Consider the following 20,165-nt stretch of genomic DNA (forward strand, 5'->3'; position numbering starts at 1 on the left):
TGGCACTGGCACTGGCACTGGCACTGGAACTGGAACTGGAACCGGAACCGGAACTGGAACTGGAACTGGAACTGGAACTGGAACTGGAACTGGAACTGGAACTGACACCGGAGCTGGCACTGGAACAGGAACCGGAACTGACACCGGAGCTGGCACTGGCACTGGCACTGGAACCGGAACTGATACCGGAGCTGGCACTGGAACAGGAACCGGAACTGATACCGGAGCTGGCACTGGAACTGGTGCTGGAACTGATACCGGAGCTGGCACTGGAACCGGAACTGGCACTGGAACTGACACCGGAGCAGGCACTGGAACTGACACCGGAGCAGGCACTGGAACCGGAACAGTTACACCATCCTAATCTGAATATCGTCTCAATCAGACAGTAGGATCATTTTCCCGGCCTGTTTTGTTCAAGCCGGGTTCCGCGGCATGGGCAAAACAGGCTATGCCGCGGAAACAGCAAGGGCTATCTTCATTTGGCTGTAAGATAAAAAAAACACGAAGACACGAAGTCTTACTTTGGTTTTTCTTCGTGTTCTTCGTGTCTTCGTGGTGAATAGGTTTTTAAATTAATTTTTGATAATACTTTCACAGTCTCGCACGCTCTAAAATCACAACCAACAGGTCCAATACTGGGCCATGCTGATATTGATCAATTCCTAATAACCTCCATTTCCAATAAATTTTCTCGTTCCCGCGCGTTGCGTACCCTCTGGGGCATAAAGGGGAATGCAGTTAAAGGCGCGCGTTGCGCCCATCCTTGCTCGACCTCCAGGCAGCGCGACAAGCAGGATAAAAACTATCTGCGCAACATCATTAAACAATGTCTTGGCCTATGTGTTTTAGCGTACCGACTGCATTTAACTCCGGGTGTATGGTTTATATACGAGCTGAAAAATATTGATTTATGCTCGGATAATCGGGCTCCGGCGATCCCAAAGATGATCGTAAGCCCTTTTCAACATCATCTTTGACAGGAGATAACCATGAACTTTGAAGAACGCGATACTTACGGTATGTATAAAGGCCAAGAAGACGAAGGCCCCGGTCCTCGCCTAATGGGCGCGGACACGCTTCTTGGCAACGATGTCTACAACGAAAAAGAGGAAGACTTGGGCGACATCAAGGAAATCATGCTGGATATGACCACCGGCCAAGTGGCTTATGCGGTGCTGTCTTTCGGCGGTTTCCTGGGCATGGGAGAAAGGCTCTTTGCAGTGCCTTGGGATGCATTGACGCTCGATACGGTAAACAAGCGCTTCATGCTAAACGTGGACAAAGAGCGCCTTGAAACTGCCCCCGGATTCGACAAGGACCATTGGCCCGATATGGCAGACCAGTCATGGCGAGATCAAATTGAATCCTTCTATGAAACCAGACCGCCCATGGAACAGTCAACCACGGAACAGCAGTCTCACCGGACACATTAAAATAGGAAACCATGAACTGTCCGGCAATGAGAAGATGGAGCGATGCGATAGGAATAAAGTCGGTCGCTCCCGACTATTGTTGTCTTTGTAACGATGCCGAACAATGCATCGCCGCTACATGGGATCGCAAGATGTTAACTGCCGGTGCACAAGGGCTGGATGTTTAAATCTCATGACCAACCGTCTTATCTCCAAGATGCAGCGTTTATGTTGCAAATCAGAAACCGAATAGTCCGGAGGCAGCAGTCATGCGCTTGCGCAGTGAAAAATCAGCTTTCCGGAATCGCGCCGAGTCAATGGTTGTTCAGGGGCTTCTTGAGCCTGACACAGGGAACACAACAGTGCGCGCCACGGCTAATGACATCATTTTATTGTTAAATAACTGATGTTACGCACGGATGTTTTTTACCCCCGTATGCCGCGCCGAGCACCGGAGCTTTTGTCGAGAATAGCCCGTTAGGGGTGCGGCAGGGATGCCGCACGTCAGCAGAGGGGCAGGAGCCCCTTCTGCTGACCCTCGGCAAAAGCGAGGAGCGCAGGAAGCAAGCGGCAACCGGGTCGCCTTTTCTTTGGTTACTTTCTTTTGGCGAAGCAAAAGAAAGTAATTCGCCCTCGGGTGCGATAACCCGATTCAAATAATCGTCGCGGTAGCGACATTTTAATAATAAAAATGCTAATGCAGTCTAAATCCGAACAACTGCGTAACATCAGCTAAATAATGTCGAGCAATGTGGGTCACCGCACTGACCCAGCCCGACTTTGCGGATAATCTCATTATCAAATCGTTATCACAGCGTTTTGTTCGTTCCAAAGCTCCCGATAAATAGCAAGGCTCTCTCATCATAATCATTGAACGCACTGCACGCGATAACGTCAGCAAGTTATTTAGGTTGGAGAGTTGTCATGAAAAAACATCCGATTGGACACCGCGTTCCGGTAATTGGGCGTCTGATACCTGAAATCGCTGCCAACCGGTGCGCACAACGCCAAGATCATCACCCGCAACGGCGTGGTCACCTTGCGCGGCCCCGTCAAAAATTCTGCGGAAAAAACGAACTGCAATCGGTCGCCAAAAAATACGCGACGCAAGCAGGTTGATAATGAGCTCGTGCCCAAAACGCATTAATCCGCAACAGGAGATTAGCCATGAAAAAAGCAGTTTTTTGCATTACCCAAAACATCGATCAAACAGAGCGTATTGTCAGCCATTTAAAAACGTCCGGTTTTTCGAATGATGATGTTTCCGTGCTGTTACCGGATAAATCCACTACCAAAGATTTCGCCCATGAAAAACACACCAAGGCGCCGGAAGGCGCGACTATCGGAGGAACCGCCGGAATCGGCCTGGGCGCTGTGCTGGGATGGCTGGCAGGCATCGGCAGCTTGGCTATTCCCGGGGCCGGTCCGTTTATTGCCGCCGGACCGATTATGGGCGCCTTGAGTGGCGCGGCATTAGGCGCTGCCACCGGCGGCATTGCCGGCGCCTTGGTCGGCATGGGTATTCCAGAGTATGAGGCCAAGCGTTACGAAGGGAAAATCAAGGGCGGAAGCGCCCTGATTTCCGTGCATACGGAAAATTCCGAAGAGATTGCAAGAGTGAAAGACATCTTCGAACAGGCCCATGCTGAAGATATTGGCTCAACCCTGGAAAGCGACGTCAATGTTTAACGGCGCTGACAGTTTCTGAAACAGTACCAGCCATTTCGTGAACGTAAAAACCATCACTGATAGACCACTTGAACAGGGGAAAAACCATGGAAAACGTAGAAGAAAATGTTAACAGACCCAGAGACACTGAAGAAAATGTTAAAGAAACCATAAGCAAAGTATCCCAATCAGCCCATAGAGCCGTCGATAAGATGACTGATATGGGCTATCAGACTACTGAAGTGCTTGGCGAAAAAGGAGAGCAGTTAATGAGCGCCGAGGCGGAAATGATAGAGAATTACCGGGAATATATCCGTAATTACCCTATGAGGTCCGTAGGTATCGCAGTTGCGGCCGGTTTTTTTCTAAGTCGTCTGCTCCGTTAGAGATCATGTCCGTACGTCACAAACGGCGTACGGATCGAGCAACGAGGAAACCTTATGAACACTTTAGACGAAGCATCTGATTACGCACAAGAAGCGGCCGGCAAGGCCAAAGAAACGCTCTGCGAAGCAGGAGAACAATTGTGTGATGCCGAGCAGAAGCTGATGAAGGCCTGCCGCAGTTTTATCAGCTATCATCCTATAGCCTCGATGAGTATTGCGCTGGCCACCGGTTATTGCCTGAGCCGCCTGTTGAGCGATCGTCATTAGCAGTCAATCCATGCCGTAAATGACACGCGGCTTAACCAAGAGGAAAGCATTATGGGCACCCTAGACAGAACATCCGAATATGTACATGAGGCTACCGATAAAATCGTCGGTGCAACCAGCCAAGCTGCGGAAGCGCTGAGCGAAAAAGGGGAACAATTGCTGAACGCCGAGCAGAAACTAATGAAGAGTTGCGGCAAATATGTCCGCGCCAACCCGATCACATCGATAGGCATCATGATAGCGGCCGGTTTTGTACTGGCCAGTCTATTAAGCAGGCGTTAACACATCAAATATCACCAACCCATGCCGAATATTATTCGGCTCGAATAGAGAGGAAACGATTATGGATACTGTAGAAAAAGCATCTAATTATGCCCAGGAAACTGCCGGAAAAATCGCCGGCGCATCCGCCCAAACCGCAAAAATGCTGGGTGAAAAAGGCGAACAATTGCTTGATGCCGAACGAAAAATGGTCAAGCGAAGCCGCAGCTATATCAGTGATCACCCCGCGGCATCACTGGGTATTGCCGTTGCGATCGGTTATGCGCTGAACTATCTGCTGCGCGACCGCTAGACCGTCAAGTCCGGAAAAATAACTGAGCAAACTACAGCGCGTGCCCATCCATGGACTGGCTCCGGTTGTGCGGGATGGTGCCCGGTCATTATGGCTGGGCCGCATACCAGGCCACAATCACTTCAGGATTGCCGCTCTGGCAGCATAAACCACAGACCGTATCCAGGATACGGTTGGCCGGTGCCGCGGCCCGCTAATCGCGATCTATTTCACCCGAACTCTCCTAATACAGCCGTTTTACAAGACTGAGAGAAAATACCAACAGCTACAGGACGTCCACGACTGGGGCGGTATTTTATTCTCTGCTGTGTGCGCTTTCGTACAGATATGGGGCGGTGGCTCGTACCATAATTATCTGAACTAAAAAGTCTTAAGGAGAATTATCATGAATGTTCCTAATATCTCAGAAAGTGACGAACTGGGCCGCAGACGTGCCTCTGATGAGCTAGGCCGCAGACGCGCTTCGTCAGGTGCCAGTATCCAGCCGGAATCGTTAGCCGTTCAGTCAAGCGCCGTGTCATGGGGGGCTATTTTAGCCGGAGCCACGGCCGCCGCCGCTTTGGCGCTGATTCTCACTATGCTGGGAACAGGCTTGGGCCTGTCCGCCGTATCGCCTTGGGCCTATGAAGGTATCAGCGCAGAAGCCTTTGGCATATCGGGCATCCTGTGGCTGACCATCACCCAACTGATCGCGGCAAGCGTAGGCGGCTATCTTGCCGGCAGGTTAAGAACCAAGTGGACTGCGACGCCTTTCGACGAGATCTACTTTCGCGATACCGCGCACGGTTTCCTGGCCTGGTCCGTCTCGGCATTGATGACAGCCGCCCTGCTCTCTTCGATGATTGGCTCGATTGCAAGCACCGGCATTAGGGCCGGTGGTGCAGTTGCTGCCGTTACGGCGGGCAGTGCTGCTGCGGCCGGGGCCGAGGTCGCCAAGTACAGCAACAATGAACCGACGAAGTACTACATCGATTCGCTGTTTCGAAGAGGCGTCAACGCCCCAGTCGCCATGACTCCGGATGAAAGCGGCGCCATGACGGCAAGCGCCGGCCAGGAGGCCGCCCCAGCCGATCCCGAAGCGGAAGTTACCCGCATCTACATGAACTCTCTGCGTGCAGGGCCGTTGCCCCCGGAAGATGTCCGCTATGCGGGCCAGATTGTTGCGCAACAAACAGGCCTGACGCAACCCGAGGCTGAAAAGCGGGTAACGGACACTTATGCACAAATGCAGGCCAAGCTCAATGAAGCGGAAGCCGCAGCTAAAGAAGCAGCCGACACGGCGCGCAAAGCATCCGCTTATGCATCGCTGTGGTTCTTTGTCTCGTTGCTGATCGGCGCTTTCTGCGCAAGCTATGCGGCGACTTATGGCGGCAGACAACGCGACCTAATTACCCGGTAACTCATCCATTCAGGAGACAACCATGCGCTCAATACTTTTATATTTACTCGGCATTCCCATTCCTATCATTATTTTGATTGCGTTATTTACGTAGTTCCCCATCAAGCTAAGGAGAATACCTTATGGCAACTGCAAAGAAAAAATCTGCTTCAGCGAAGGATCAGGATGCAACGGCGTTATTGCGGGCTGATCACGAGCATGTCAGTGATCTGTTTGAAGAATATGAGGACTCGCGTTCGTCTGCGAAAAAGAAGCGGATCGTTGAGGAACTATGCAACGAATTGACCGTGCATGCACAGATTGAAGAGGAAATTTTCTATCCCGCAGTCAAACGGGCCTTGAAAGACAAGGAGTTAATTCCGGAAGCCCGGGTTGAGCATGACACGCTGAAAGGGCTTATCGCTCAAGTCGAGGGAGAAGAGCCCGATGGCGAGATGTTCGATGCCAAGATCAAGGTGATGCGGGAATACGTGAAGCACCATGTCAAAGAAGAACAGGATGAAATATTTCCCAAGGCCAAATCCACAGACCTGGACATGATGGAGCTTGGAGCCAAGCTATCCGAGCGTAAGGAAGAACTTCTCGCAGCCCGATAAGCGGGCTGATTTCAGGCAGGTCCACTGAGTGGACGCCTGATAGGCCTCTATATATAAGCAAAACAAACACGGCCACTGGAGTGGCCGTGTTTGTCGCAGTTGATACGACAGGTGCAAAGCGATCCAGCCGTTCCGGTTGCCAGTGATCGGCGCGGCATACGGGAGAAAACACCGTAGGGTACGCATCGCGTACCTTTTTGGGATTTAATTCAGCGGAAAATATTGAAAATGGTACGCGATGCGTACCCTACCGGGCTTGGACTCAATCATCCACGACGATCAATAAAAAGAGAGGTTTTCCATGACGCCTAAAGATGAAACACCGACTGCCGCCCATCTAACCGGTCTTCAACCGTCCCCTGCCGACGCCAACCGTTCCGATCAAGCCGCAGCGGTGCTGGCTCAAGAGCCGGGCGAAGCGCTTACCACTAATCAGGGATTGTGCATCAGCGATAACCAGAATTCCTTGCGCGGCGGTGCTCGCGGCCCGACGCTGCTGGAAGATCATATCCTGCGTGAAAAAATCATGCATTTCGACCATGAGCGTATCCCCGAGCGCGTGGTGCATGCACGGGGAGCGGGCGCACACGGTTATTTCCAAGTGTACAAGCCGATGAACCACTATACCAAAGCCGGTTTCCTGCAAGACCCGGATGTTAAGACGCCGGTATTCGTGCGTTTTTCCACCGTCGTCGGCTCGCGCGGCTCGGCCGATACCGCCCGCGATGTACGCGGCTTCGCAGTCAAGTTCTACACCCAAGAAGGCAATTTCGATCTGGTAGGCAACAATATGCCGGTGTTTTTTATCCAGGACGCTATCAAGTTCCCCGACCTCGTCCATGCGATCAAGCCGGAGCCGCACCATGAAATTCCGCAAGCTTCAGCCGCTCACGATACGTTTTGGGATTTCATTTCGCTGATGCCGGAGTCCGCGCATATGATCATGTGGGTCATGTCGGATCGCGCCATTCCCAGAAGCTTTTCAATGATGGAAGGCTTTGGCGTGCATACTTTTCGCTTTATTAACGAATCCGGCAAGTCCTGCTTCGTTAAATTCCACTGGAAACCGGTGCTCGGCGTTCATTCGCTGGTCTGGGACGAAGCGGTCAAACTGGCCGGCAAGGACCCCGACTTTAACCGGCGCGACTTGTGGGAAGCCATCAACCGGGGCCAATACCCTGAATGGGAACTTGGCGTGCAGATAGTGCCCGAGGAAGACGAGCACAAGTTCAACTTCGACTTGCTCGATGCGACCAAGCTGATTCCCGAGACCTTGGTGCCGGTACAAATCATCGGCAAGCTGACCTTGAACCGCAATCCCGACAACTTCTTTGCCGAGACCGAGCAGGTTGCGTTCCACCCCGGCCATGTCGTGCCGGGCATCGATTTCAGCAACGATCCTTTATTGCAGGGGCGGCTGTTTTCCTATCTCGATACTCAACTTTCCCGTTTAGGCAGCCCCAATTTCCACGAAATACCGATCAACCGCCCGATTGCCGCAGTCAGCAACAATCAGCGCGACGGCCATATGCGCCAAACCATCGTCAAGGGCAGAGTGAGTTACGAACCCAACTCTTTGGGCGGCGGCTGTCCGATGCAACGGCCTTGGGAGCAAGGCCGTTTTACCAGTTATCCGCAGCCGATGGATGGCGAAAAGCTGCGCGTGCGTAGCGACAGTTTCAACGATCACTTCTCGCAAGCGGCGCTGTTCTGGCGCAGCCAGTCGGCCTGGGAAAAGGACCATATCGTTTCGGCTTTCTGCTTTGAGCTAGGCAAGGTCGAAGTTGATGCCGTGCGCGAGCGCATGCTTTCTATGCTGGATCAGATCGATACGCTGCTTGCCTTCCGGGTTGCCGAAGGTTTGGGAATGGCGGTGCCTAAAACGTCCAGCGGCGCGAGAAATGTTCCACGAACCGGCGAGCCTGAGATGGATCCGGCGCTGAGCATGGCAAATACCCGCAAAGACTCTATCCTCGGCCGAAAGATAGCGGTGCTTGTTGCAGACCATGTAGACAAGGCGTCGCTTGCGGTATGCAAAGCATTGGAAGCGGAAGACGCGGTCATCAAATTCATCGCGCCACGTTTGGGAGATATCAAAAATAGCGCAGAAGAATTTATCAAAGTAAACCACAGCCTGCCGACGGTAGGATCGGTCATGTTTGATGCGGTATTTATTCCGGGAGGACAGCAAAGTGTGGAAGCCCTGTGTGAGGATGCTCATGCCGTGCTTTTCGTTAAGGAAGCCTATAAACATGGCAAAGCCATCGCCGCCCACCATAACGGCGCCAAGCTGATCGCCCAGGCGGCGCGCTCTGCCGGGATAGAGAGCGGAGAGTTTCACGGTCCGGGTGTCATTACCTCGTTGTCTGAAACAATTGATGACTCTTTCGTTAAGAATTTCATTAGTGCTATCGCCATGCACCGCTGTACCGAGCGCCCCGACCTGGATGCGATTGTGGCATAGGGCTTTGCAATGCAGGGATTACTGAACAACAGGATTTTTGAATTATTGTCCGGCTTATAAAGTACCTGATATTTAGCACCCTATAACCATTTGATATTAACAACTTAAACCATAGGCGGATCATTAATTTTCATGTTCAACCTATTCATTGGCAAACAAAGTTCACTAGGGGTGCGACATGTCGAACTATAACAATTGGCAATATCATCAAAAACCTGTCAACAGGACTTTTTTAAAAGGCTTATTCGCTCTTATCCCCATCACCCTCACCGTTTATTTGCTGTTCTGGATGGCCGCCACTGCCGAATTTGCGCTGGGCAAGATATTCAAGTTTTTCTTCCCCGATAGCTGGTATATAGCGGGCATGGGATTTGTTTTGGGCCTTGTTGTCACGTTTTTTTTCGGAAGCTTTCTTGAATCGCAAACTTTCCGCCGACTGTTCCATATCTTTGAAGAACTTGTCATGCAGATTCCCTTTGTCAAAGGCATCTATACCACCATACGGGATTTTAGTTCTCTTTTTTCCAGCGAAAAGAAAGGAAAATTTCAACAAGTCGTGTTGGTTAAGGGACTCCCGGACAACTGTCAGCAGATAGGTTTTATTACTGCTTCGAAGCTTGAAGAGGCTTCCCCTGCTTTTATTGCCGATGACCGGATTGCCGTATTTTTGCCTTTCAGTTATCAGCTGGGCGGGTATACCGTCATTATGCCGCGGGAAAATGTAGTCGAAATAGATATGTCTGTAGAGGATGCGCTACGGTTTATTGCAACAGCCGGTGTTGTTGGCGACGGTAATGACCAAAAAAAGTAGCTTAACCGAAACCTCCTAAAACCATTTGATTGCCGACCTCTCTCGGTATGTGCTCTACCGTACGGACTGCGAGCCCGTGTAGCGGCTAAAGTGGCTCGCGTTATGAACGGAGAAACTATGGACAAAAAAGCGCGCGTTTGTAGCCCTATTTATAGCCTTCTGCCTGTCCAGATCGAAGGGTTCGATGCCTTGGCTGAGCTCGCCCTGAATATCCGCTGGTCATGGAATCATGCAACCGATGAGGTGTGGCGACGGCTTGACCCTGAATTATGGGAAATCACGCAAAACCCGTGGGTTGTGCTACAGACCGTCTCGCGCGATCGCATCGAACGTTTGTTAGCCGATCCCGTTTTCCGCAAAGACGTCGAAGATTTGTTGCAGACCAAATCGCAAGCGGTGGAGGCGCCTGCATGGTTTCAGCAGAACCACCCGCAGAGCCCGCTGAGCTGCGTCGTCTATTTCAGCATGGAATTTATGCTCAGCGAAGCTCTGCCGATCTACTCGGGCGGGCTTGGCAATGTCGCCGGCGATCAGCTTAAGGCCGCAAGCGATTTGGGCGTTCCGGTAGTCGGCGTCGGCCTGCTGTACCAGCGAGGCTATTTTCGCCAGGTCATCGACAAGGATGGCAGCCAGCAAGCCCTGTTTCCGTATAACGACCCCGGCCAATTGCCGATTACGCCGGTGCGCCAGGAGAACGGCGAATGGTTCCGGCTGGAAATCGCCTTGCCCGGTTACTCGGTATGGTTGCGCATCTGGCAGGTCCGGGTCGGCAAATTGAAGCTTTACCTGCTGGACAGCAATGATCCGGCGAACTTCCCGACGCACCGAGGGATTACCAGCGAGCTGTATGGCGGCGGGACGGAGCTGCGCCTCAAGCAGGAGCTGCTGCTGGGAATCGGCGGCTGGAGGTTGCTCGATGAGCTCGGCATCCACGCGGAAGTCTGTCACCTGAATGAAGGCCATGCCGCCTTTGCGGTGCTGGAACGCGCCCGTTGTTTCATGCAAAAAACAGCGCAGCCTTTCAACGTCGCACTGGCCGTTACTCGCGCAGGCAACCTGTTCACTACCCATAGCGCAGTGGCGGCGGGATTCGACCGTTTCTCCCCAAGCCTGATCAGTCAATACCTGTGCCGTTATGCCAAGCTAAGGCTGGGCATAACAATGCATGAGTTACTGGCTCTGGGCCGTCAGAACCCGAACGATGATTCGGAATATTTCAATATGGCCTATCTGGCCATTCGCGGCAGCGGAGCTGTCAATGGCGTCAGTCGTTTGCATGGGCAAGTCAGCCGGAATTTCTTCGCGCCCCTCTTTCCTCATTGGCCGATGGCCGAAGTGCCGGTTGGGCATGTGACCAACGGAGTACATATGCCGACCTGGGATTCGGCATCGGCCGACGAACTATGGACGGAAGCCTGCGGTAAGGAGCGCTGGCTGGGAACGATGGAAACCCTGGAGCATGACATTCGCCGCGTTTCCGACATCAGGCTCTGGCAGTTTCGCACGGCCGCCAGCAAGTCTCTTGTCGAATACGCCTCCGAGCGTTTGGCAAGACAACTGGCCGCCATCGGCGAGCCGCCTGAAACCGTCGAGGAAGCAAAACATCTGCTTGATCCCAATGTGTTGACATTGGGTTTTGCCCGGCGCTTCGCGACTTACAAGAGGCCGAACCTGCTGCTGCACGATCCAGAGCGATTACTGCGTTTGTTAACCGATGTGCATCGGCCGGTGCAACTTGTCATTGCCGGAAAAGCTCATCCGGCAGACCAGGCGGGGCAAGACCTGATCAGGGAATGGATGCATTTCATCCAGCGGCATCAGCCTTGGGCGCGAGTGATATTTCTTAGCGATTACGACATGCATTTGACCGAACGCCTGGTACAGGGCGTGGATGTCTGGATAAACACGCCGCGGCGGCCTTGGGAGGCGTGCGGAACCAGCGGCATGAAGGTGCTGGTCAACGGCGGCCTCAACGTCTCGGTATTGGACGGCTGGTGGGCGGAAGCTTACAAGCCTGAGCTGGGCTGGGCGCTGGGCGATAGTCTGGGGCATGGCGACGATTCCGCCGGGGACGCGGCCGATGCCTGCGCGCTCTACGATTTGCTCGAACGGGAGGTGATCCCGGAGTTTTATAATCGGGATGAGAACGGCATTCCGACCGCATGGATCCAGCGGATGAGGGAAAGCATGGCGCAATTGACGCCGCGCTTCTCCGTGAATCGCACGGTGCGCGAATACACTGAGCAACATTATATTCCGGCTGCTGCCGCTTACCATTCACGGGCTGCCAATGACTGCGAAGCCGGCAAGCACATGGTCGAGTGGAAACACAGCCTGGACCAAAAATGGGCCGCGCTGCACTTCGGTAAAATCAAAGTTGAGACGCGCGGCGAATATCACCTGTTTGAGGTTCAGGTCTATTTCCATAACCTCGACCCCAAGGCCGTGCGGGTGGAGATTTACGCTGACGGCGACATGAACGATGCGCCTGTATGCAAGGAAATGATGCTCCTTCGCTATCTGGTCGGCTCATCGGGCGGCTACGTTTACTGCATTGCAGTGCCTGCGTCGCGCCCCTCAAAGGATTACACGACACGATTGGTGCCCTACTGCGAAGGCATGGCAATTCCACTGGAAGACGATCGGATTCTATGGCAACAATGATAAAAAACGCGACGAACAAAACAAGCGTAATTACCTGCCTGTTTGTGGACATCGGCGGCGTGCTGCTCAGCAACGGCTGGGACCATCATCTCCGCAAACAGGCGGCGACCGATTTCAAGCTGGATTGGGACGAGCTGGAAAGCCGCCATCACTTGAACGTCGATGTTTATGAGACAGACAAGCTCACGCTGAAAGACTATTTAGCCAGGGTGGTGTTTTATGAGGAGCGGCCTTTTACTCCGACTCAGTTTCGGGACTTCATGTTTGCGCACTCGCAGCCTTATCCGGAAATGATCGAACTGGTCACTCAGCTCAAGATCCGCTACGGCCTGAAAATTTTCGTGGTCAGCAATGAAGCGCGCGAAATCAATGATTACCGAATTGAAAAGTTCAAACTGGACGAGTTTGTGGATTGCTTTATTTCTTCCTGTTATGTCCATTTGAGAAAACCCGACAAGGATATTTTCCGGCTGGCGTTGGACATTGCCCAAGTGCCGGCCAAGCAGACAGCCTATATCGAAAACACTCCGTTGCTTGTTCAAGTCGCGGAAACTTTCGGAATCCGAGGCATCCTGCATACGGATTACAAATCTACCTGCGAGAAACTGGCCGCGCTAGGGTTGATCAATGACGAAGAGATTATTCCATGAAATCTGTTATTGCTCGCCTCCTGTCGGTTAATCAAACATCAGGTTTACACCATGCCTACGGCCTGGAGCCGGTGGTTGCCCGTTGTAAGCGGCGCATCTTGGAGGGAACCGTACCCGCAGAGAATGGGCCCGACGGCTCAAGGACATGAACCCGCCCCCGGAACAAGGCAGCGCTTGGCACAGCCGACCGACTGAGGAGATACTTGCACAGTTTGCTTCGTCTCCGGAAGGGCTCTCTTCCAAAGAAGCCGCACAGCGACTTGCCGCCAACGGGCCGAACGAGCTTAAGGAAAGCAAACCCATCAGCCCGCTACGGATTGCCATCGACCAGTTCAAGAGCCTGATCATCTGGATTCTGATCGCTGCCGGAGCCGTCTCCGGCCTGTTAGGAGACGTCGAGGACGTTATCGCCATCTATACGGTTGTCATCCTTAACGCCGCGATAGGCTTCTACCAGGAATTCAGTGCTCAGAAGTCGATCGCGGAACTCAAAAAGATGGTCGCGCCTCAGGCTAAAGTACGGCGCGACGGACAGATTATTTCACTTCCTGCTTCACAAATCGTTGTCGGCGACATTCTCGCGCTGGACTCCGGCGATCTGATCGCCGCCGATGCCCGGCTTCTTGAAGCGGCTTCACTGGCCTGCGTTGAGTCCGCGTTGACCGGCGAGTCGGAGGCGGAGCAGAAGCACACCGAGACCTTGGCGCAAGAAGATATTCCGCTCGGCGACCGGAAAAACATGGTATTCATGGGCACCAGCGTCGCGACAGGCACCGGCCAAGCCGTGGTTGTGGCTACGGCGATGAACACCGAACTGGGCCGCATTGCAGGATTGCTTGACGATGCGAAAGCGGATCAGGGTACGCCGCTGCAACAGAAACTCGACGCATTCGGACGCATCCTGGTCTGGATGGCGTTGGCTATCGTCGCGTTGCTGTTCGGGCTAGGCTGGCTTCGGGGAACCCAGCTGATGGAATTGACCATGACCTCGATCAGCCTCGCCGTGGCCGCCATCCCGGAAGGGCTGCCTGCCGTGGTTACTGTGGCGCTTTCGCTGGGCGTGTTGCGCATGGCCCGCCGCCGCGCTTTGGTGCGCAAACTGCCTGCCGTTGAGACGCTAGGCTCAACCAACGTCATCTGCACGGACAAAACCGGCACCCTGACCGCCGGGGAAATGACCGTGCGCGCGTTTTACATTGCAGGCCGGCGCTATGAGGTCACCGGCGAGGGCTACGGGCCGGATGGCGAAGTCCGCCTGGAGGACGGCAAGGAGCCAACCCAGCACGCCGCACCGCTGCTTGAGCTTGCAACCATCATCCTCGGCTGCAACAATGCGCATCTGGTTCAGGAAGACGGCGATTGGAAGACCATCGGCGACCCTACCGAAGGCGCACTATTGACCGCCGGGATCAAAGCCGGTGGCGACCGGGAGCGCATCGAACGGGAACTGCCGAAGCACTACGAAATTCCGTTCGACTCCGACCGCAAACGCAGCACGGTTATCCGCCGATTGCCGGACGGCAAGTTTCGCGCACTGATTAACGGCGCGCCCAGCGAATTGTTGGAGAGCAGCACTCGCTTTTATACAGCTACCGGCATAAACCCTCTGACTGAGCAGGATAGAGAGCAGATCCAGGCGCAAATTTCCGCGATGGCGCAACAGTCCTTGCGCGTGCTCGGCTCGGCTTATCGGGAGCTGGACAATGCGCATCCTGACGACCTGACTGCGGATGCCGTAGAGCAAGACCTGGTGTTCGTCGGCCTGTCGGGGATGTATGATCCGCCGCGCCAAGAGGTCAAAGAGGCTATCGCAAAATGCCGCTCTGCGGGCATCCGCGTAGTGATGATTACCGGCGACCATCCGCACACTGCCATAGCCATCGCACGGGAAATCGGCCTTGCTGAAGCTGGCGATGTGGCTGTTTCGGGTGCTGAGCTGAACAAGATGACGGAGCAAGAGTTGCAGCTGCGCGCGCCAAAAATCGCGGTTTACGCTCGCGTCACCGCCGAGCACAAACAGCGCATTATCCGCGCCTGGAAAGCGAATGACGCGGTGGTTGCGATGACCGGCGATGGCGTCAACGACGCCCCGGCTGTCAGGAGCGCGGACATTGGCATTACGATGGGGCGGACGGGAACGGAAGTCACCAAGGAAGCGGCGGACATGATAATCGCCGACGACAACTTCGCCACTATCATCGCCGCCGTCGAAGAAGGCCGGGGCATCTATTACAACATCCGCAAAACGCTCCAATACCTGCTCGCGGGCAACACCGGCGAGTTGTTGCTGATGACGCTCTGCGTGGTCATCGGGCTGCCGACGCCGCTGCTGCCGATTCATCTGCTCTGGATCAACCTGGTTACTGACGGCCTACCCGCGCTGTGCCTGGCCACCGACCCCATCGACCCCGAAGTGATGAAACGCCGTCCGCGCAGCCGCTCTGAGAATATTACCGACCGTGGTTTTTTCCGGCCGATGTTATTGACAAGCTTCCTGACCGCAACCGTCGCGTTCACGGCTTACTATAATGCCTTGCAGTCTCAAACTACTGAAACGGCCCGCACCGCCGCCTTCGCTACGCTGGTATTTGCCGAACTGTGGCGCGCTTTCGGCGCTCGCAGTGAAACCAAGCCGCTCTGGCGCATTCCCCTGCTGAACAACATCAACCTGGTTATCGTGGTTGCCATTTCTTTCGGACTCCAGGTGTGGAGCCAACAAGACGGGACTTTGGGCCGACTCCTGAAATCATCGTACCTGTCGTTTTCCAATTGCTTGGTGCTGCTCGCTGTGGCCGCCCTACCGCTATTGGTTCTGGAGCTGGTGAAAGTGGGGAGATACCTGCAACGGCAAAGAAGGCTTGAACCGATTGAAGCTCAAAGAGCTCGCGCGACAGAGACGACATTCAGTCTTGCCGTGAAAAATTTTTTGCAGATGGACGGGCCGACGTCGGCGGCGGCATTTTCTCATTATGCCTTCTTCTCGCTGTTTCCTTTGATCGTGCTCTCTGCGGCCATTGCTTCGCTGTTTGTTGACCGGGAACGGGCCGGGATGGAAATCATTGCTTACGTTGAGGCCTATGTGCCGATCGGCGGCGAAATGCAAAGTTACATTTTTGACACCATCAGCGGCGTCATCGAAGCGCGCGGACCGGTAAGCGCGCTCGCACTGCTGATGCTGGTTTGGTCGGCCATGCAATTCTTCACCACGCTGATTTCCGCCACACAGCGGGCCTGGGGCGAAGCTCCCCTCAATTGGTGGCGGCTTCCGCTCAAGAGCCTGGTTTTTCTGATTCTCACGATCATCCTGGCGCTCTTGTCTCTTGCGGTGCCGGTGCTGGCAAAAATAGCCAAGGACTGGCTTTTCATTGTGAACGATTTGATTTCCTCGGTCTATCTGTTGGTGAGCTATTTCCTTCCGGCGTTAGTGATGCTCCTGTGCCTGAGTTTTTTTTACAAACTGGCTCCACGTCGGCCCGTGCGTTTTTCCGAAGTTTGGCGCGCCGCTTTATGCGCCACGGTGCTGTTGCAAGTGGCCGAAAGCCTGTTCGTAATTTTTATCGATAATTTTGCCGCATTAAACGCGGTTTATGGGGCATTCGGCGGAATCATAGCGTTGCTGCTGTGGATTTACCTTTCCGGGTGCATTGTCATCTTCGGTGCCTGCCTGAGCGCTGCCCAGGCCAACATTAGCGTAAGCCATCATGGCGCACTGCCACGAGGAGCCAAACCATGAGTCTACAAACTTTGAATCCTGAATTACTGAAGAATATCGACGCTTACTGGCGCGCCGCCAACTACCTGTCGGTCGGCCAGATTTATCTTTACGATAACCCGCTGCTGAAGCGGCCGCTGGCGATCGAAGACGTCAAGCACCTGCTGCTGGGGCATTGGGGCACAATTCCCGGACAAAACTTCATTTACGCGCACTTGAACCGGGTCATTAAAAAATACGACCTCAACATGATTTTTATCTCCGGCCCCGGACACGGCGGCTCGACGGTGGTCAGCAACACTTATCTCGAAGGCACTTACAGCGAAATCTATCCCGACATCAGCCAGGATGAGACCGGGCTGCAAAAATTGTTCAGGCAATTTTCGTTTCCGGGAGGCATTCCCAGCCACGCGTCGCCGGAATGTCCCGGTTCGATCCATGAAGGCGGCGAGCTGGGCTATTCGCTCAGCCATGCCTTCGGGGCGGTGTTCGACAACCCCGACCTGATCGTCGCCTGCGTGGTCGGCGACGGCGAAGCGGAAACCGGGCCGCTGGCCACGGCATGGCATTCGAACAAGTTCCTCGATCCGGTTACCGACGGCGCGGTGCTGCCGATCCTGCATCTCAACGGTTACAAGATTGCCAACCCGAGCCTGCTCGCCCGCATCAGCCGCGTGGAATTGGAACAGTTGCTGCGCGGCTGCGGCTGGATACCCTACTTCGTCGAGGGGCACGAGCCCGAATTAATGCATGAAGCCATGGCCTCGAAGCTCGACATCGCGGTGGAGCAGATCAATAAAATCCATCATGACGCCCGCGCCAATGATAATTCTACGCGTCCGCGCTGGCCGATGATCGTGCTGGTATCGCCGAAAGGCTGGACCGGGCCGAAGTCGGTCGACGGCTTGCAGGTTGAAGGCACTTTCCGCTCGCACCAAGTGCCGCTGTCCGATCCGGCCGACCATCCCGAACACCTCAAGCAGTTGGAGGCATGGCTCAGAAGCTACCGGCCGGAAGAGCTGTTCGATGAACAGGGCCGCCTGAAACCGGCACTGGCCGAACTGGCACCCAAGGGCGAAAGGCGCATGGGCGCTAATCCAAACGCCAACGGCGGCATTTTGCTCCGCGACCTGAGGCTGCCGGATTTTCGCGAGTACGCGGTCGATATACCGTCACCGGGAACGCGAGGCATCGGCGATACGCGTGTGCTGGCAAATTTCCTGCGCGATGTGGCGAAGCTGAACGATGAGCAGAGCAATTTCCGGATATTCGGGCCGGACGAAACCATCTCCAACGGCCTGAAAGCCGTGTTTGAAACGACCGATCGCCAATGGGACGCCTCGACCGTGCCGAACGACGAATTTCTTGCTCCCAGCGGACGCGTGATGGAGATGCTCAGTGAACATCAATGCGAAGGCTGGCTCGAGGGCTACCTATTGACCGGACGGCATGGGCTGTTCAACTGCTATGAAGCGTTTATCCATATCGTCGACTCGATGTTCAACCAGCATGCCAAGTGGCTTAAAGTGACTGCGCAGCTGCCTTGGCGGCATAAGATCGCGTCCTTGAATTACCTGCTGACTTCGCATGTCTGGCGCCAGGATCACAATGGTTTTACCCATCAGGACCCCGGCTTCATCGATGTCGTCGTCAATAAAAAGGCCGAGATCGTGCGTGTGTACCTGCCGCCGGATGCCAACTGTCTGCTGTCGGTGATGGACCACTGCCTGCGCAGCCGCCATTACGTCAATGTGGTGATCGCGGGCAAGCACCCTTCCCCGCAATGGCTAAGCATGGACGATGCCGTCAAGCACTGCACCAAGGGCATCGGTATCTGGCAATGGGCCAGCAACGATCATGACGTTGCGCCCGACGTAGTCATGGCCTGTTGCGGCGACGTGCCGACACTGGAGACGCTGGCCGCGGTTTCGATTATGCGCGAACAGCTGCCCGAACTGAAAATCCGGGTGGTCAATGTCGTCGACCTGATGAAGCTGCAACCGCAAAACGAACATCCGCACGGCTTGAGCGACATGGACTTCGACGAGCTGTTCACCCAAGACAAGCCGGTCATCTTCGCTTTCCACGCCTATCCGTGGCTGATCCATCGGCTGACTTACCGGCGCACCAACCACGATAACATCCATGTCCGCGGCTATAAGGAAGAAGGCACCATCACCACGCCTTTCGACATGACCGTGCTGAACGATATGGACCGTTTTCATCTGGTCATGGATGCCATCGACCGCCTGCCGCAAACCGGCACCAAAGGGATTTACCTGAAGCAACAGCTCAAGGACAAGCTGATCGAGCACAAGCAATATATCGCCCGGCATGGTCAGGACCTGCCGGAAATCCGTAACTGGAAGTGGAGTAATTACCAATGAATGCACAAGAACTTATAGCTACTGCAAAGAAACTGGTCGCAGACGATAAAGGCCTGCTGGCGATGGATGAAAGTCTTCCGACTTGCAACAAACGCTTTGCCAAGATCGGCATCCCTCAAACCGTGGAGGCACGGCGAGACTATCGAGAATTGATTGTCACCACATCAAGGCTTAACGAAAGCATTAGCGGGGCGATTTTATCCGACGAAACGATCCGCCAGCAAAAACAAGACGGTACCGCCTTTGTTAAAATCCTTGCCGACAGCGGCATCATTCCCGGCATTAAAGTTGACGCGGGGACAAAAGACCTGGCCGGGCACCCCGGCGAGAAAATAACCGAAGGGTTGGACGGATTGCGCGAGCGTTTGGCTGAATACCGGCAAATGGGCGCCCGATTTGCCAAATGGCGCGCAATGATTGTTATCGATAACCACATTCCCAGCCGGGGCTGCATTGAAGCCAATGCGCAGGCGCTGGCCCTGTATGCCGCGCTAAGCCAGGAAGCGGGACTCGTCCCCATCGTCGAGCCGGAAGTGTTGATGGACGGCGACCATACGCTGGAGCGCTGCTTCGAGGTGACGGAAGAAGTCCTGCATACGGTTTTCAACCGTCTTTACCGGCAAAAGGTGATGCTGGAAGGCATGCTGCTGAAGCCTAACATGGTGCTTCCGGGATTGGCCTGCTCCAAGCAGGATACTGTGGATGAGGTTGCCGACGCCACGGTGACCTGCCTTTTGCGGACCGTCCCTGCCGCCGTTCCGGGCATTACGTTTTTGTCGGGCGGGCAATCCTCCGAACTGGCCTCGGCCCGCTTGAATGCGATGAATGTCCGCTACAAATCGCGTGCGCCATGGGCGCTGTCATTTTCATTTGCTCGCGCCATCCAGCAAGCGGCGATGGAAATTTGGCACGGCGAACAGGCGAATGTACAGGAGGCGCAGCAAGCTTTGTATCGTCGCGCCAAATGCAACTGGTCGGCGCGCCGCGGCGAATACAGCGATACGATGGAAAAGGCCTGAGCATTTCGCTGCTAACGGATAAATACGGCGCCAAGAATAAAGCGGCAATCCGCTTTATTTATCATGCAAGCGCGAGGCTTACTAATCTCAGCCGTATGTGCTTTACCGTACCGACAAAGGCTATTGTTGCCGTTAAAGTTAAATTCAAGGTTT

General features: G+C 54.4%; 18 protein-coding genes. All 18 read left to right on the forward strand.

Annotation, left to right across the window (positions count from 1 at the left end):
- A partial coding sequence (locus tag M0R47_RS01525) for a hypothetical protein (RefSeq protein ID WP_292549331.1) occupies positions 1 to 392 on the forward strand: 392 nt, incomplete at its 5' end.
- Between the two features lie 600 nt (positions 393 to 992).
- Positions 993 to 1,436 carry a PRC-barrel domain-containing protein gene (locus tag M0R47_RS01530; RefSeq protein ID WP_292549334.1) on the forward strand — a complete coding sequence of 148 codons (444 nt, stop codon included), beginning with the start codon at positions 993 to 995 and terminating at the stop codon, positions 1,434 to 1,436.
- A gap of 11 nt (positions 1,437 to 1,447) precedes the next feature.
- Entirely contained in the window at positions 1,448 to 1,603 is a 156-nt protein-coding gene (locus M0R47_RS01535; RefSeq protein WP_292549337.1) for a hypothetical protein, read from the forward strand.
- A 736-nt stretch (positions 1,604 to 2,339) separates the two neighbouring features.
- A complete protein-coding gene (locus M0R47_RS01540; protein WP_292549341.1) occupies positions 2,340 to 2,534 on the forward strand; it encodes a hypothetical protein in 195 nt (64 codons plus the stop codon).
- Between the two features lie 48 nt (positions 2,535 to 2,582).
- Positions 2,583 to 3,104, forward strand: coding sequence for a hypothetical protein (locus M0R47_RS01545; RefSeq protein ID WP_292549344.1), 522 nt, complete (start codon positions 2,583 to 2,585; stop codon positions 3,102 to 3,104).
- Between the two features lie 86 nt (positions 3,105 to 3,190).
- On the forward strand, positions 3,191 to 3,469 hold the full coding sequence (locus M0R47_RS01550) for a hypothetical protein (RefSeq protein ID WP_292549347.1): 279 nt from the start codon (positions 3,191 to 3,193) through the stop codon (positions 3,467 to 3,469).
- 54 nt (positions 3,470 to 3,523) lie between these two features.
- Positions 3,524 to 3,736: a hypothetical protein gene (locus M0R47_RS01555; protein WP_292549350.1), complete on the forward strand. Its 213-nt coding sequence runs from the start codon at positions 3,524 to 3,526 to the stop codon at positions 3,734 to 3,736.
- 51 nt (positions 3,737 to 3,787) lie between these two features.
- On the forward strand, positions 3,788 to 4,018 hold the full coding sequence (locus tag M0R47_RS01560; protein WP_292549353.1) for a DUF883 domain-containing protein: 231 nt from the start codon (positions 3,788 to 3,790) through the stop codon (positions 4,016 to 4,018).
- 61 nt (positions 4,019 to 4,079) lie between these two features.
- Entirely contained in the window at positions 4,080 to 4,310 is a 231-nt protein-coding gene (locus M0R47_RS01565; RefSeq protein WP_292549356.1) for a hypothetical protein, read from the forward strand.
- 385 nt (positions 4,311 to 4,695) lie between these two features.
- On the forward strand, positions 4,696 to 5,709 hold the full coding sequence (locus M0R47_RS01570) for a hypothetical protein (protein WP_292549358.1): 1,014 nt from the start codon (positions 4,696 to 4,698) through the stop codon (positions 5,707 to 5,709).
- 122 nt (positions 5,710 to 5,831) lie between these two features.
- Positions 5,832 to 6,305 carry a hemerythrin domain-containing protein gene (locus tag M0R47_RS01575; RefSeq protein WP_292549360.1) on the forward strand — a complete coding sequence of 158 codons (474 nt, stop codon included), beginning with the start codon at positions 5,832 to 5,834 and terminating at the stop codon, positions 6,303 to 6,305.
- A 301-nt stretch (positions 6,306 to 6,606) separates the two neighbouring features.
- Positions 6,607 to 8,769, forward strand: a complete 2,163-nt coding sequence (locus M0R47_RS01580) for a catalase (protein WP_292549362.1) — start codon at positions 6,607 to 6,609, stop codon at positions 8,767 to 8,769.
- Positions 8,770 to 8,947: 178 nt separating this feature from the next.
- Entirely contained in the window at positions 8,948 to 9,580 is a 633-nt protein-coding gene (locus tag M0R47_RS01585; protein WP_292549364.1) for a DUF502 domain-containing protein, read from the forward strand.
- 117 nt (positions 9,581 to 9,697) lie between these two features.
- Positions 9,698 to 12,244, forward strand: a complete 2,547-nt coding sequence (glgP, locus tag M0R47_RS01590; RefSeq protein WP_292549367.1) for an alpha-glucan family phosphorylase — start codon at positions 9,698 to 9,700, stop codon at positions 12,242 to 12,244.
- The gene (locus tag M0R47_RS01595) at positions 12,232 to 12,894 is read left to right on the forward strand and encodes an HAD hydrolase-like protein (protein WP_292549370.1); all 663 of its coding nucleotides are present in this window, start codon (positions 12,232 to 12,234) and stop codon (positions 12,892 to 12,894) included. The genes glgP and M0R47_RS01595 overlap by 13 nt, the downstream gene beginning before the upstream one ends.
- A gap of 145 nt (positions 12,895 to 13,039) precedes the next feature.
- A complete protein-coding gene (locus tag M0R47_RS01600; protein ID WP_292549373.1) occupies positions 13,040 to 16,627 on the forward strand; it encodes an HAD-IC family P-type ATPase in 3,588 nt (1,195 codons plus the stop codon).
- Positions 16,624 to 18,993 (forward strand): phosphoketolase, encoded by a 2,370-nt coding sequence (locus M0R47_RS01605; RefSeq protein WP_292549376.1) that lies wholly within the window; start codon positions 16,624 to 16,626, stop codon positions 18,991 to 18,993. Before M0R47_RS01600 ends, M0R47_RS01605 begins: the two co-directional genes overlap by 4 nt.
- The gene (locus M0R47_RS01610; protein WP_292549380.1) at positions 18,990 to 20,012 is read left to right on the forward strand and encodes a class I fructose-bisphosphate aldolase; all 1,023 of its coding nucleotides are present in this window, start codon (positions 18,990 to 18,992) and stop codon (positions 20,010 to 20,012) included. The genes M0R47_RS01605 and M0R47_RS01610 overlap by 4 nt, the downstream gene beginning before the upstream one ends.
- The last annotated feature ends 153 nt before the right edge of the window (positions 20,013 to 20,165 follow it).

It is taken from the genome of Methylobacter sp. (genome assembly GCF_023227905.1).
Classification (GTDB): Bacteria; Pseudomonadota; Gammaproteobacteria; order Methylococcales; family Methylomonadaceae; genus Methylobacter_A.